Consider the following 13299-nt stretch of genomic DNA (forward strand, 5'->3'; position numbering starts at 1 on the left):
GGGAGAGACAAACATGGAAATGACATATCGGCACAATGCCGGCAACAGCAACAGGGGGCTGAACATGGGATCTTCCATGCGCGCACTGGCGGGCTCCGCGATGGCGGGCCTGTTGTTCATGGCGTCCCAGGGCGTTTCCGCCCAGGAACTGGAGGATATCCGGGCTGCCAGCATTGGCGGTGACCGGGTGCAGGTGAACCTGCAGTTTTCGGACACCCCGCCCGCGGACATCCGCGCCTTCGCGATTGATTCGCCGCCGCGGATCGCTTTTGACCTGCCGGATGCCGGCAGCGTGATGAGTGACCGTCGCAAGGAATTCAACGTGGGGCCCCTGCTGGAGGCCACCGCGGTGGAATCGGGCGATCGTACCCGGGTGGTGCTCGGACTGACGCAGCCCTCCGAATATCAGACGCGGGTGGATGGCAACAACTTCATCGTGACCCTCGGGCGCGGCGTGACCGAAGCCGACGCGCAGGACGAAGCCGTGGCCGAGCGCGTCGGCGAACCCGAGCCGCGGACGACCCGTTCCGCGCGGCCGGTTGAGCTCACCGACATCGATTTCCGTCGTGGCGACCAGGGCGAGGGTCGTGTCGAGGTGGGGCTGTCGCGCAGTGGTGGTGCCATCGATGTGCGTGAACAGGCCGGCCGTATCGAAATCGAGTTCGACCGGGCCGCCATCGACGAGTCGATGGAGCGGCGGCTGAACGTGGTCGACTTCGCCACCCCGGTGCAAACCATCGACACGGTCGCCGATGGCGACCGGGTCCGCATGGAAGTGGCCACCGAGGGCGAGTACGAGGTCGTCTCCTACCAGAGCGACCGGCAGTACGTGCTGGAGGTGGCGCCGATGACCGAGGCTGAACGTCAGGCGCGTGAAGAGGAAGAGCGCGAATTTACCGGGGAGCGCCTGTCGCTGAACTTCCAGGACATCGAGGTCCGCTCGGTGCTGCAGCTGCTGGCCGACTTTACCGACCTGAACATCGTCGTCAGCGACGACGTCGACGGCAACATTACCCTGCGGCTGAACAACGTGCCCTGGGATCAGGCGCTGGATATCATCATGCAGTCCCGCGGCCTGGACAAGCGCATGGAAGGCAACGTGCTGTTCGTGGGGCCCGCCGAGCAGATCGCCGCCCGTGAGCGGCAGCGGATGGAGGCCGAACGCGACCGCCAGGAACTGGAACCGCTGCGCACCGAGTTCGTGCAGATCAACTTTGCCCAGGCGGGCCAGATCGCCGAGCTGATCCGGGGCGAGGAAGACCGCTTCCTCTCCGAACGCGGCAGCATGACGGTCGACAGCCGGACCAACACGCTGCTGGTCCAGGATACCCAGCGCCGGATCGAGGATATCCGCGAGCTGGTGCGGAACCTGGACGTGCAGGTGCAGCAGGTGCTGGTGGAGACCCGCATCGTGATCGCGGAAGACAGCTTCAATCGCGATCTCGGGGCGCGTTTCGGGGTGACCGGCACGCGGACTCGCGGTGATACCTCGGCGGCCGGTACGGGCTCGCTTACGGGCGCAGATCAGGCGCGAGGCGGCAGCCCGGACGACGCGGCCCTGGCCAATCGCCTCGGCTCTTCCCTCCCGGCCGACGCGGCCAACGCGGGCGAGTTCGGGTTCAGTATCCTGCGTCGTGGTCTGCTGCTGGACCTGGAGCTGTCGGCGCTGCAGGCCGAGGGTCGCGGCGAGATCATCTCCTCGCCGCGGGTGGTGACGACCAATGGTCAGCCGGCGGTGATCGAACAGGGCCAGGACATCCCGATCATCGTGCAGGACGAGGCGGGCAACCCGAATACCGAGCTGGTCGAAGCCTACCTCTCCACCGAGGTGACGCCGCAGATCACGCCGAACGGCAACGTGATCATGGACATCCGCGTGACCAAGGATGAACCGGGCGACGTGGTCTTCGACGACGTCACCATCAACCGCCGCGCCGTGGAGACCCAGGTGTTCGTGGGTGACGGTGAAACGGTGGTCCTGGGTGGCGTCTACGAGATCGACAGCAGCGAACAGGTCCGCGAAGTCCCGTTCCTGGCGGACATCCCGTTCCTCGGCAACTTCTTCCGCAACCGTTCCAGCTCGGAGCAGAAGGCGGAGCTGCTGATCTTCGTCACGCCCCGCGTGCTGGACTGAAGAACCCGCCCGGGCCCTGGCGGCCTCCGGTGGGTGACAGCGAACCCGGGATCCACGGATCCCGGGTTTTTTTTGGTCCGGAGTCCCGGTAGCCTGCCCGCATGCAGAACATTGTCCTGGTGGGCCCGATGGGGGCCGGCAAGAGTACGATCGGGCGGGGGCTGGCGGGACTTTTGCGCCGGGCGTTCCATGACACCGATGACGAGATCCGCAAGCGTACCGGGGTGGATATCCCGACCATCTTCGAGTATGAAGGCGAGGAGGGCTTCCGCCAGCGCGAGACCGCGGTACTGGATTCGCTGCTGGAGAAGGACGGCATCATCCTGGCGACCGGCGGCGGCATCGTGGAGCGTCCGGAGAACCGGGAACGGCTGAAAGACGCCTTCGTGATCTATCTGCGGGTGCCGGTGGAAGAGCAGTTTCGCCGGACCCGGCGCAGCCGCAACCGGCCTCTGCTGACCCAGTCGGAGGATCCGAGGGCCCGACTGCAGGCGCTGTTCGAGCGGCGGGACCCGCTGTACCAGCAGGTTGCGGACATGGTCCTGGAGGGCCGCGGGCGCCGGGTGCGGGATGCGGTCAACGGGGTGTGCTCGGCGCTGCAGATGAAGCGTCCGGATCTGTGCGAGCGGCGCGCGGGGTCGGAGTAGCCCGCGCGGTGATCAGTGCCGGGTCTGGCTGCCGCCGCCGGCCACGAGCATGCCTTCGGGGCTGGGGTCGGCGCGGCGCCCGTGAGACGCGTGGTGAAACGCCAGCCGCCAGCCGCCGTCGACGCGCCGCCAGGTCTGGCTGATCAGGATGGTGCCGGTGGGTGCCACGTCGCCCGGCCGGGTGATGGCTTCCTCGATCACCATGCCGAGGCTGTCGTCGGTCTCGAACCGGCCGACGATGCGCGGCTCGATGCCGATGTTGAGTTCGCGCGAGAACACCAGCAGCCAGCTTTCCATCACTTCGGCGGTGCCGCGGTGTGCCCGGGGGCTGCCCGGATGGATGCACACGATATCGGGGCGGTCGGCCCACAGGTCCATCATGCGTTCGATGTCCGCCTCGCGGAATGCCCGGTAGTAGGCGTCCATGCAGGCCTCGACGGCATCGCCGGCCATCAGTGCACGCTCCGGCGGTTCCAGCGCGAGCGGGTGGTTGGATCGGGGCTGGCGTGGTGCAGCACCATGTGCCAGCTCAGACCGTTGAAGCGGTAGGCATTGGTGGCCAGGATCACGCCCCGGAGCTCTCCACCCATGTACAGGTGCTCGTGCAGCACGTGGGTGACCAGGTCGCTGCCGCCGAGCACGGTAAGGCCGGAGCGTCGGATTACGGTGTCTTCCATGCTCGCGAGAATGTCGTCCCAGCTGTCCATGACCAGTTCGATCCCCTGCAGGCGCTCGCCGCCGGGGTGGATGCAGACGCAGTCGGGCGTGTCCTGCCAGACCGCACGCATGGCTTCCGGATCACCGGCTTCGAACGCGCCGTAGAATGCCTCTTCGGCGGCTTCGGGGGAGGAAAATTTCGCCATGGCCGTCCTGTCCTTTGTCCAGATGATCACGAACGCTCCGCGAACGCGAGGGCGGGCTCCTTGCGCCGGATTCTTTCAGTCCCCGGTCCGCGCGGCGAATTCTGCCAGTATCCGCACCGTTGGGGATACGGGAATCCGGGGGCGGCGCTGGTCGCCGGGCGGGCGGAACGTCACAATGGCGCCCCTGCGGTTTCGTTTCCCTGAATCCTCCGACCGGAGCCCCGCCCATGGCGCGCATACTGATGACCGGCATCGTCACCCTCGATCACGTGCTGGATGTCGACACCTATCCCGCCGAGGACGCCGAGGTGCGCGCGGACGCCAGCCGCACCCGGCCCGGTGGCAACGCCACGAACACTGCCGCGCTGCTGGCGCAGTTCGGGCACCGGCCGGAATTGGCCGCGGTGGTGGCGGAGGGGGCTGCCGGTGACGACCTGATCCGGCGTCTGCGCGAGCGCAGGATCCACGACCGCCATCTGTTCCGCCGGCCGGGGGCGACGCCGACCTCGCACATCCTGCGCGCCCGCGACACCGGTTCGCGCACCATCGTGCATCACCGGGATCTCCCGGAACTGGCGGCGGAGGACCTGCACGGCGTCGCCTGGGAGGAATACGACTGGCTGCATTTCGAGGGCCGCAACCCGGAGGTCCTGGCCCGGGTGCTGGCCACCGTGCGCGACTGCGTGTACGACGCCCCGGTCTCGCTGGAGCTGGAGAAGCCCCGCGACGGGCTGGAGGCCTGCATCCCGTTCGCCGACATCCTGATGGTCTCGCGCGACTGGGCGCGGGCGCGGGCGGAGCGCACCGGTGCCGGGGGAGACACGGCGGCGACCTGCGAGGCGGCCCTGCGGGCCCTGATGGAGCAACACCCGGAGGCCATCATCACCGTCACCGGCGGCCCCGCCGGTGCCTGGATCGGGTTCCGCGGCCGCGTGGAGCACTGCGCGCCGACGCCGGGCCTCACGGTGATCGACAGCGTGGGGGCCGGGGATGCCTTCAACGCCGGGCTGATCGATGCCATCGCCTCCGGGGAGCCGCCGGAGCGTGCACTGGTCGCCGCGGTGCGTCTGGCCGAACGCAAACTGGCGCAGGACGGCTTCGACGGCCTGGTCCGGGACTGAGGCCCGGTCTCCCGCGACCAGCGGGATCATCGCACCTAGGGAAACACTGATCAATGTACCAACCCCACGAGCCATTGAAAGCAGGGGCTCGGCCGCCCGTTGTTATCAAAGCCAGGCGCGCACACGGCGTTGCGGTTCCCTTGTGCAGAGTGACTGCACGGCAGTCACCGCGCCTTGTTCGCACGCAAAAGCGACTCGAGCGCGAGCGTGTACATTGATCAGTGTTTCCCTAGGCGTGGCCGACGGTGGTGTCGGTGCTGGCGTGGAAGTACTCGCTGTCGCGGGCCAGTTCGTCGACCAGCTCGTGCAGCATGGCCAGGCGGCTCTCGGCATCGGAGAACGGCGAGCATTCCTCGCAGCGCACGTCGCCGCAGGGCTGGCGGCTGTAGAGCCAGAAGTGCACCGCGCCGGCCAGCAGACCGTCGGCGACATCGCCGGTGTCCACCGCGTCACCGTCCTCGGCAAGGCGGTTGGCCAGGTCGATCAGGCGGCGCGCGGCGTTGTTGTAGCTCTCTTCGGGGCTGTCGGTCTCGTTCATCTCGTATCGGGCTCGCGTTGGCGTTGGGGCCCCGGGAGATCATCTCCGCGGGTCCGCGCCCCAGTTTACCGGGAATTGGCCAGCGACCGAAGGAACAGCGGAATGCGGCGCTCCTCGGGCGAGAGTCCGCCGTGTGCGCCGCGGAAGAACGGGCCTTCGTCATCGGCTGGCGGGTCCACCAGGTAGGCATCGGCCGCGGGCAGGAGGAGGTAATCGCCGGCGCGGGCGTGCAGCTCCGGATGCTCCGGCCCCGGGCCCAGAGTGGGGGCGGGCGTGTCACTGGCCATCCAGGCCTCGCGTGGTAGCAGGGCGATATCGTCGCCGAAGGCCTGCGCGACGGCGGCCTCGAACCTGGCCTCGCGGCCCTCGCGCACGTGGGCCAGCGCGGCGCGCGGTTCGCCGGTCAGGCGGTGCCGCAGGCAGTCCTGCACATCCGGGGCCTCGCGCAGGTCCAGACGGCGTTCCACCGGGCGCATGCCGTGGTCGGCGGTGGTCAGCATCACCGCATCCTCGCCGGCGAGCTGGGCGCAGGTGGCGGTGTAGGCGAGATCCAGCTGCTTCAGGTGCCGCTCCACCTCGGGGCTGCCGGGGCCGTATTCGTGGCCCAGGTGGTCGAGTTCCGACCAGTACACGTAGGTGAAATGCGGCCCCGGATGCGCGCGCACGTGGGCGGCGACACGCGCCGGCAGGTCGCTGATGCCGTCGAACCCCACGAAGCCCGCGCCCTCGCTCATCATACGGTTGTAGGGTGCGTGGCCGATCCACTTCGGGCCGATGAAGGTGCTGGGGCATCCGAGGCGGTCGATGATCCGGTCCGGCTGCACCCGGGCGGCGAGTTCGCGGTGGTCCAGCCGCGCGGGCTGGTCGTCGGCGCCGCGTTCCTCCGCCATCAGCACCGTCAGGGTGCGCGCCGGTTCGGCCAGCCGGGTGTTCCAGCCGAGCAGCCCGTGGTGCGCCGGATGCCGGCCGGTGAGGATGCTGGTGATCGCGGTGGCCGTGGTGCTGGGGAACACCGTCTCCAGCGTGGCGTGGTGGTCGGCCTGCATCAGCGGGGTGTGCCGGCGGTAATCCTCGGCGAAGCCGTCGATCAGCCACAGCACCACGTGGGTATCCGGGCCCAGGGCCGGGTCGATGCCGGCCAGGGCACCGGCATGTGCCGGCGCGTCCGGATTGAGGGACGCCTCGATACGTCCCAGCAGGTCCAACAGCCCCGGCCCGTCGTGGCGGGCACGCAGGATCTCGGTGATGGACATCAGGCCTTCGCGCCGCCGTCACCGCCTTCGCAGGGCGGCGAGTCGGGGATCTGGCCGGCGCGTTCGAACCACTGGTCCGGGTCCAGGGTATGCAACGCCAGCGCGTGAATCCCGCCGGCGAGTTCGTCGGCCAGGGTGCGGTTGACCATGCGGTGGCGCGCCACCAGCTTCTGGTCACGGAAGGCCTCGGAGACGATGGTGACCTTGAAATGCGACTCCGAGCCCGGGGGCACGTTGTGCATGTGGCTCTCGTTCTCCACGGCCAGATGCACCGGTTCGAACTCCGCCTCCAGCTTGGCGGTGATCTGTTCCTGCATGCTCATGGGAGACTCCTGTTCAGGGACGTTATGTCGGAAACGACCCACCAGTCTGCCGGGGTGTGCATCAATGTCCAGATCCGTCGCTGTGGGGCGGGCGTTGCCCGCCTCCCGGACAACGGGATGACGCAGCGCTGTGGAGGGTTATACTGATCGGCTCGTTCATGGGCCGGGAGCCATTGATGATGCCAGTGATGCGGAACGCGGGGGCGGGTGTAACCCCGATTCCCTGCCCCGACCGGTTCGCCTCGTCGCTGAAATGAAACGCGTGCAGCACCTCGACGAGCTGGCGACCCTGCTGGAAGCGGGTGTCGACTGGCAGCGGGCCAGCGGGGTGGTGGGTCTGCCCGCCGGCCGCGCCGATCCGGTGCGCGCGCTGGAGACGGCCGGCTGGATCCGCCCCGAAGAGCGGCCGTTGCTGAAGTCCCTGAAGCTGGCCGGGCGGCTGGATCGCGCCCTGCGACTGCTGGCCGAGCGGCTGCATCGCGAGGAGAACATCGAGCGACGGATCCGCACCGGATTGCTGCTGCCGGCGCTGCTCTGGGTGGTGGCGCTGGTGCTCGCGCCCCTGCCGGCGCTGTTCCGGGGCGTGCTGGATGGCCCCGGTTACCTGTTCGCCGTGCTTCAGCCGCTGGTGGTGACCGGGTTGCTGGTCTGGGCCGCGTTTCGTTTCTGGCGTCCGCTACTGCAGGTGTGGCAGCGCTGGCGGCTGCGGCCCGGGCGCCTGCCCGGGGCCGGCCGGCGGCAGGCGCTGTTGCAGGATCTGGGTTTGGTGCTGGCCGCCGGGGTATCGGCGGATCAGGCCCTGCAGGGCCTGGCCGCGGCGGAAACCGGCGAGCTCCGGCGGCGGCTGAACACGGCGGCTACGGCCTGTGCGGAGGGGCTGCCGATGGTGGAGGCACTGCGGCGCGAGGCCCTGCTGGACCCCGACCGCGAACCCGGGCTGCTGTCCTCCGGCGAGGCGGCCGGCCGTCTGCCCTCGGTGCTGCAGTACCGCGCCCGCGAGCTGGACGGGCATCTCGCCCTGCGTCGCGAGATCGTGGCCGAATGGCTGCCGCGCGGGGTGTACCTGCTGGTGCTGGTCTACATCGGCTACTGGCTGGTGGTCTGAGCCGGCAGGAGCCGCCGCGTCAGGCCTTCTCCGGCGCTTCGGACTGCGGATCGTGGAGGTCGAGATCGACCATCAGCTCGTTGGCCAGCGCCTCCAGATCATCCTGCAGGGTGTCCAGGTCCACGCCCTCCGGCACCCCGATCCGGGCGCGGGCGCGGAACATCGGCTCGCCGGTCATCGACCCCGGTTCGACGGCCGTGTCCAGGTTCTCCACGCCCACGCCGTGACGCGACAGCACGGCGGTGATGTCCTGCACGATACCGGGCCGGTCGTGCCCCATCAGGTCCAGCAGCACCTTGTGCTGCGCGGGGACCGGCTCCGGCACCGGCAGGTCGTCGCCCCGCTGGATGTGGATCTGCAGCCCCTCGCCTTCCAGCTCCCGCATCGCGGTCTCCAGGGCGTCGACGCCTGCGGTGTCGGCCTCCAGCATCACCACCCCCGCGAACTGACCGGCCAGCTGCGCCATGCGGCTCTCCAGCCAGTTGCCGCCGGCCTCGCGCGCACGGGCCGCCACCTTGCTGACCAGACCCGGACGATCCGGGCCGATCAGCGTGAGAATTACCGAAGTCTTCATCGTCGATCTCCTGTCTTCTGGCGTCGCAGCGGATCCACCATCGTACGGCAAGTCCGGGCTGGCGGGTATCGTGGTGCCGGGGCAGGGCGAACGTGTACATTGACCCGGTTTCCCCCGAGCCGCACGGGCGCACCATGATCACCGATCCGCAGGCGCAGCAGGAAGCCGTCTCCACCGGGCTGGAAGGCCTGGACCGGGTGCTCGACGGGCTGCGCATCGGCGATAACGTGGTCTGGCGGGTCGACGACATCGAGGACTACCGCCGCTTCGTCGAACCGTTCGTGGCCGCCGCCCGCGCCCAGGACCGCTCCATCATCTATCTGCGCTTCGGCTCCCACCCGCCGCTGGTGGAGGCCGGTCCGGGGATCGAAGTGGTGGCCATCGACGCCCTGCGCGGCTTCGAGCCGTTCACCCGCCACGTCTTCCGCCTGGTCACCGAGTACGGCCGCGGCGCGTTCTATCTGTGCGACTGCCTGTCCGACCTGCTGGATGCCTGGGCCACCGATCACATGGTGGGCAACTTCTTCCGCGCCATCTGCCCGTACCTGTACGAGATGGACACGGTGGCCTGGTTCGCGCTGCATCCGCACAGCCATTCGCATACCACGCTGTCGCGCATCCGTGAGACCACGCAGGTGCTGCTCGACGTGCGCCGCGCCGGCGACGCGGTGCACGTGCAGCCGGTCAAGGTGTGGCAGCGCAGCTCGCCGACCATGTTCCTGCCGCACCGCCAGTGCGGCACGCAGTTCGAGCCGGTGGTGGACAGCAGCGAGGCCACGCGGCTGCAGGCGTTGCTGGAGGAACAGCGCCCCGGCCAGCAGCACGGGCGGCAGCTGCTGGACTACTGGGATCGCCTGTTCCTCGCCGCCTCCGACGCGCTGGCGGAGGGGACGCCGGCGGCCGACCGCGCCCGGGTACAGGACGAGATCCTGCGGGTGCTCATCGGGCGCGACGAGCGCATGCTGGAACTGGCGCGGCGCCACCTCGGGCTGGAGGAGCTGCTGGCGATCCGCAGCCGCATGGTCGGCAGTGGCTACATCGGCGGCAAGGCCGCGGGCATGCTGCTGGCGCGGCGCATCCTGCTCGCGCAGGACCCGCAGCGCTGGGGGCGGGCACTGGAACCCCACGACTCGCACTTCATCGGTGCGGACGTGTACTACGCCTATCTGGTGCACAACGGCTGGTGGCCGCGGCTGATGCACCAGCGCACCGCGGAGGGCTATTTCGACGAGGCGCACGGCCTGCGCGAGGATATGCTGCACGGCGAGATCCCGCCGGAGGTGCGCCGCGAGCTGGAGCGGGTGCTCGACCATTACGGGCAGTACCCGATCCTGGTGCGCTCCAGCAGCCTTCTGGAAGACGGCTTCGGCAACGCCTTTGCCGGCAAGTACGAGAGCGTGTTCTGCGTGAACCAGGGCAGTCCCGGCGAGCGCCTGGCGCAGCTCGAGGACGCCATCCGCCGGGTCTATGCCTCGACCATGAGCCACGACGCGCTGAGCTACCGCCAGCAGCGCGGCCTGGTGGACCAGGAAGAACCCATGGCGCTGCTGCTGCAGCGGGTCAACGGCCGTTACCACGGGCGCTACTACCTGCCGGAGGCAGCCGGGGTCGGGGTCTCGTGGAACACCTTTGTGTGGGACGGCGCGCTGGACCCGTCCGCCGGGATGCTGCGCCTGGTGCTGGGGCTGGGCACCCGCGCGGTGGACCGGGTCGCGCGCGATCATGCCTGCGTGGTGGCGCTGGACCAGCCCGAGCGGCGGCCGTTTCACAGCCGGGACGAGTTGTACCGCTACTCGCAGCACGCCGCCGACGTGCTCGACATCGAGGCCAACCGCGAGGCCGCCGTGCCCGTCCAGCAACTGGCCGAGACCGCACCGGACCTGCCGCTGAACCTGCTCGGCGAGATCGACCGCGAGGCCGGCCGCCGCGCCCGCGAGCAGGGGCGCGAGGAGCGCCTGTGGCGGGTGACCTTCACCCCGCTGCTGCAGCGCACCGGCTTCGCCCCGCTGATGCGCGACCTGCTCAAGACCCTGGAGGCCGCCTATGCCCACCCGGTGGACGTCGAGTTCACCGTGCACCTGGATGCCGAAGGCAACGCCGGCGTGAACCTGGTGCAGTGCCGCCCGCTCGCCACCCTGGGCAGCGACCTGCCGGTGGAACTGCCGGACGGGGTTGACCCGCAGCGCCTGTTTTTCGCCAGCCAGGGCCGCTTCATGGGCGGCAATCTGGACCTCGCCATAGGGCGCGTCATCCGCGTGGACGGCGCACGCTACGCGGTGCTTTCCCGCCCGCAGAAATACGCCGTGGCCCGCCTGGTCGGTGCGCTCAACCGTCAGTACGCCCGTCCCGAAGACTGCGCCACGCTCCTCATCGGCCCCGGCCGCTGGGGCACCAGCACCCCCGAACTGGGCGTACCCGTGCGCTTCGCCGACATCGACCGCGTGCGCATGCTGGTGGAGGTGGCCGACTCCGATGCCGGCATCGTCCCCGACCTCTCGTTCGGCAGTCACTTCTTCCAGGACCTGGTGGAGGCGCGGATCGCCTACGCCGCGCTGTTCCCCGCCGAACCGGGCTGCGAGTATCACCCCGCCTGGCTCGACGGGTGCCCCGCGCACACGCCCGAGGTCGACCCCGAGGTCGCCCTCGGCGAGCCCCTCGACCCCGCCGTACGCGCCACCGTCCAGGTCCACGACACCCGCGACGCCGCCCTGCGGGTGGTCGCCGATGTGGTGCAGCAGCGCCTGCTCAGCTTCGGGGCCGGTCCGACTTTGACGAGTACGGGGTGACGGATCCGTTCCGTCGACGGAACGAGTCAGTCGGCGTAGATCATGCGGCGGGTCATGCCGCCGTCGGCGGTCCAGATCTGGCCGGTGACGAAGCCGGCGTCCGGCCCGAGCAGGAAGGCGGCGAGGGCCGCGATGTCGGCGGGCTGGCCGACGCGCCCGGCCGGGTGCTGGGCGTGGTCCTGTGCGGACAGGGGCTCGGCCTGTTGCTGGTCGGGGCTGCGGGTGTCGATCCAGCCGGGGCGGATGGCGTTGACGCGGACCTCCGGCCCGGCGCTGATGGCCAGGGCATGGGTGAAGGCGTCCAGCCCGCCCTTGCTGGCGGCGTAGGCCTCGGTGTCCGGCTCGGACTGCAGGGCGCGGGTGGAGCTGATGTTGACGATGGCGCCCCGGCGGCGGCGCAGCAGGGGCAGGGCGTGCTTGGCGAGCAGGAAGGCGCCGGTCAGGTTAGTGTCCAGCCAGCGCTGCCAGTCGGCCAGGTCCAGCCCTTCCAGTGGACCGGAGTGCGGGTCGCTGATGCCGGCGTTGTTCGCCAGGGCATCCAGGCCGCCGTGCCATTCCTCCGTGCGCCGGATGGCCTCGCGGACCTGTTCCTCGTCGCGGACATCCAGCGTCATGGCCCGGGCGGCGGGCCCCATGCGCGCGGCCGCCTGTTCACATTCGCGGCCGTCGATATCGGCCAGCACGACCTTCCAGCCATCCTGCACCAGGCGCTCGGCAATGCCGAGCCCGATCCCGCGCGCCGCGCCGGTGACCAGCGCGACCCGAGAATGACTTTGACGGGGCGTGTGCTCAGACATTCAAGGTCACGGGTGAGCCTTGCTGCCCACGGCTGGCGCGATAGGCGGGGCGACATGAGTCATGCGGTTTCGGTCTCGTGCGCGAGCATGTTCATGATCAGGCGGATCATCGTTTCCTTGTTGTCGGGGTCGGATTCCGCCACCAGCAGGGTCAGGGCGGCCAGGCCCACATCGTTGATCACGGGCTCGCCGGCTGGGCTGATGAGACGGTGATTGCGATGCAGGAAGTCGACGAACAGGTAGGCGGCGCTGCGCTTGTTGCCGTCGGAGAAGGGGTGGTTCTTGATCACGAAGTACAGCAGGTGCGCCGCCTTGGACTCGACCGTGGGGTAGGCCGGTTCGCCGAATACGGACTGGTCCAGGTTGCCCAGTAGCGACTCGAAGCCGTCGCCGCGCTCCTGGGCGAAGAGTTCGGTTGCCTGTTTCTTTGCGACCAGGTCTTTCTTTAGCGTGGCGAGGGCGCTGCGCGCCTCGTCGGGTGCTGGAAGTGTGCCCCCACTCTCGGCCCTGGGCTCGGTCAGCAGGCCCTCGTCGTAGCGCTGCAGCAGCAGGAAGGTCTGGGCGTAGCGGGTGACGATGTCGACCAGCCCGCGACCGGCTTCGACGCCCAGTTCCGGGCTGCGGGCGGTACGGCGCACCAGCTCCAGTGCGGCTTCCAGCTCCCGGGCGTTGGTCTCGAAGCGCTGGCGGTTGAGGGTCCAGCCCCGGGTCAGGTGTTCGCGCAGCACGCGGGTGGCCCATTGGCGGAAGCGCACAGCACGGCGGGAGTTGACCCGGTAGCCAACCGAGATGATGGCGTCGAGGTTGTAGTGCTTGATGCGTCGTGAGACCTGGCGAGCGCCTTCCTGTCGAAGTACCGAGGAATCCTCGGTAGTTGACGGTTCATCGAGTTCGTCGTCTTTGTAGATGTTCTTGAGATGCAGACCGACGTTGTCGGTTGAGGTGTCAAAGAGCTCGGCCATCTGCCGCTGCGTCAACCAAACGGTATCGCGTCCGGTGTCCAGTCGGACTTCCACGATGTGGTCGGCATCATCTTCGTAAATGACGATCGGTGTTTCGTCTTCCCGGGTCATGTCGGATCCTCTTCCTTGAGGGGTTGCTGTTTTATAGCTTGTTCCTGGCTGTGTTTCCTGTCACCAGCTGGCCGGGTGGATGCTC

The 13299-nt window shown here is 69.0% G+C and carries 13 protein-coding genes; 5 read left to right on the top strand and 8 right to left on the bottom strand.

Going from position 1 to position 13299, the window contains the following annotated elements; translation table 11 throughout:
- The first annotated feature begins 13 nt into the window (after positions 1–13).
- Positions 14–2134 carry a type IV pilus secretin PilQ gene (gene pilQ, locus D893_RS00175; protein WP_110618819.1) on the top strand — a complete coding sequence of 707 codons (2121 nt, stop codon included), beginning with the start codon at positions 14–16 and terminating at the stop codon, positions 2132–2134.
- Between the two features lie 101 nt (positions 2135–2235).
- A complete protein-coding gene (locus D893_RS00180; protein WP_018946795.1) occupies positions 2236–2781 on the top strand; it encodes a shikimate kinase in 546 nt (181 codons plus the stop codon).
- 12 nt (positions 2782–2793) lie between these two features.
- Here the strand turns inward: D893_RS00180 and D893_RS00185 are convergent, their stop codons facing one another.
- Entirely contained in the window at positions 2794–3234 is a 441-nt protein-coding gene (locus tag D893_RS00185) for a nuclear transport factor 2 family protein (protein ID WP_077244673.1), read from the bottom strand.
- Complete coding sequence (locus tag D893_RS00190) at positions 3234–3644, bottom strand: nuclear transport factor 2 family protein (protein ID WP_077244674.1); 411 nt, start codon at positions 3642–3644, stop codon at positions 3234–3236. The genes D893_RS00185 and D893_RS00190 overlap by 1 nt, the downstream gene beginning before the upstream one ends.
- Before the next feature lie 227 nt (positions 3645–3871).
- On the opposite strand from D893_RS00190, the gene D893_RS00195 reads away from it, so the two are divergent.
- Positions 3872–4765 carry a PfkB family carbohydrate kinase gene (locus tag D893_RS00195; RefSeq protein WP_077244675.1) on the top strand — a complete coding sequence of 298 codons (894 nt, stop codon included), beginning with the start codon at positions 3872–3874 and terminating at the stop codon, positions 4763–4765.
- A gap of 229 nt (positions 4766–4994) precedes the next feature.
- Here the strand turns inward: D893_RS00195 and D893_RS00205 are convergent, their stop codons facing one another.
- The 3 genes from D893_RS00205 to D893_RS00215 all read right to left on the bottom strand — a co-directional run bounded on the left by D893_RS00205 (position 4995) and on the right by D893_RS00215 (position 6879).
- On the bottom strand, positions 4995–5303 hold the full coding sequence (locus tag D893_RS00205) for a hypothetical protein (protein WP_018870983.1): 309 nt from the start codon (positions 5301–5303) through the stop codon (positions 4995–4997).
- Positions 5304–5368: 65 nt separating this feature from the next.
- Positions 5369–6556 (bottom strand): alkaline phosphatase family protein, encoded by a 1188-nt coding sequence (locus D893_RS00210; protein WP_110618823.1) that lies wholly within the window; start codon positions 6554–6556, stop codon positions 5369–5371.
- Complete coding sequence (locus tag D893_RS00215) at positions 6556–6879, bottom strand: BolA/IbaG family iron-sulfur metabolism protein (protein ID WP_018946800.1); 324 nt, start codon at positions 6877–6879, stop codon at positions 6556–6558. The genes D893_RS00210 and D893_RS00215 overlap by 1 nt, the downstream gene beginning before the upstream one ends.
- A 253-nt stretch (positions 6880–7132) precedes the next feature.
- Between D893_RS00215 and D893_RS00220 the strand changes: the two genes are divergently transcribed.
- Entirely contained in the window at positions 7133–7984 is an 852-nt protein-coding gene (locus D893_RS00220) for a type II secretion system F family protein (protein ID WP_018946801.1), read from the top strand.
- 19 nt (positions 7985–8003) lie between these two features.
- Here the strand turns inward: D893_RS00220 and D893_RS00225 are convergent, their stop codons facing one another.
- Positions 8004–8558: an ACT domain-containing protein gene (locus tag D893_RS00225; protein ID WP_018946802.1), complete on the bottom strand. Its 555-nt coding sequence runs from the start codon at positions 8556–8558 to the stop codon at positions 8004–8006.
- A 134-nt stretch (positions 8559–8692) separates the two neighbouring features.
- Between D893_RS00225 and D893_RS00230 the strand changes: the two genes are divergently transcribed.
- Positions 8693–11344: a PEP/pyruvate-binding domain-containing protein gene (locus D893_RS00230; protein WP_110618825.1), complete on the top strand. Its 2652-nt coding sequence runs from the start codon at positions 8693–8695 to the stop codon at positions 11342–11344.
- Between the two features lie 26 nt (positions 11345–11370).
- Here the strand turns inward: D893_RS00230 and D893_RS00235 are convergent, their stop codons facing one another.
- Positions 11371–12141 carry an SDR family oxidoreductase gene (locus D893_RS00235; RefSeq protein WP_110618827.1) on the bottom strand — a complete coding sequence of 257 codons (771 nt, stop codon included), beginning with the start codon at positions 12139–12141 and terminating at the stop codon, positions 11371–11373.
- A 59-nt stretch (positions 12142–12200) separates the two neighbouring features.
- Entirely contained in the window at positions 12201–13214 is a 1014-nt protein-coding gene (rhuM, locus tag D893_RS00240; protein ID WP_110618829.1) for a RhuM family protein, read from the bottom strand.
- Positions 13215–13299: the final 85 nt, after the last annotated feature.

It is taken from the genome of Thioalkalivibrio sp. ALE21 (assembly GCF_003208255.1).
GTDB classification, from domain to species: domain Bacteria; phylum Pseudomonadota; class Gammaproteobacteria; order Ectothiorhodospirales; family Ectothiorhodospiraceae; genus Thioalkalivibrio; species Thioalkalivibrio halophilus.

Excerpts from the sequence above, each read along its gene's own strand:
- pilQ (WP_110618819.1), top strand. The coding sequence starts at position 14 with ATGGAAATGACATATCGGCACAATGCCGGCAACAGCAACAGGGGGCTG.
- D893_RS00180 (WP_018946795.1), top strand. The coding sequence starts at position 2,236 with ATGCAGAACATTGTCCTGGTGGGCCCGATGGGGGCCGGCAAGAGTACG.
- D893_RS00185 (WP_077244673.1), bottom strand. The coding sequence starts at position 3,234 with ATGGCCGGCGATGCCGTCGAGGCCTGCATGGACGCCTACTACCGGGCA.
- D893_RS00190 (WP_077244674.1), bottom strand. The coding sequence starts at position 3,644 with ATGGCGAAATTTTCCTCCCCCGAAGCCGCCGAAGAGGCATTCTACGGC.
- D893_RS00195 (WP_077244675.1), top strand. The coding sequence starts at position 3,872 with ATGGCGCGCATACTGATGACCGGCATCGTCACCCTCGATCACGTGCTG.
- D893_RS00205 (WP_018870983.1), bottom strand. The coding sequence starts at position 5,303 with ATGAACGAGACCGACAGCCCCGAAGAGAGCTACAACAACGCCGCGCGC.
- D893_RS00210 (WP_110618823.1), bottom strand. The coding sequence starts at position 6,556 with ATGTCCATCACCGAGATCCTGCGTGCCCGCCACGACGGGCCGGGGCTG.
- D893_RS00215 (WP_018946800.1), bottom strand. The coding sequence starts at position 6,879 with ATGAGCATGCAGGAACAGATCACCGCCAAGCTGGAGGCGGAGTTCGAA.
- D893_RS00220 (WP_018946801.1), top strand. The coding sequence starts at position 7,133 with ATGAAACGCGTGCAGCACCTCGACGAGCTGGCGACCCTGCTGGAAGCG.
- D893_RS00225 (WP_018946802.1), bottom strand. The coding sequence starts at position 8,558 with ATGAAGACTTCGGTAATTCTCACGCTGATCGGCCCGGATCGTCCGGGT.
- D893_RS00230 (WP_110618825.1), top strand. The coding sequence starts at position 8,693 with ATGATCACCGATCCGCAGGCGCAGCAGGAAGCCGTCTCCACCGGGCTG.
- D893_RS00235 (WP_110618827.1), bottom strand. The coding sequence starts at position 12,141 with ATGTCTGAGCACACGCCCCGTCAAAGTCATTCTCGGGTCGCGCTGGTC.
- rhuM (WP_110618829.1), bottom strand. The coding sequence starts at position 13,214 with ATGACCCGGGAAGACGAAACACCGATCGTCATTTACGAAGATGATGCC.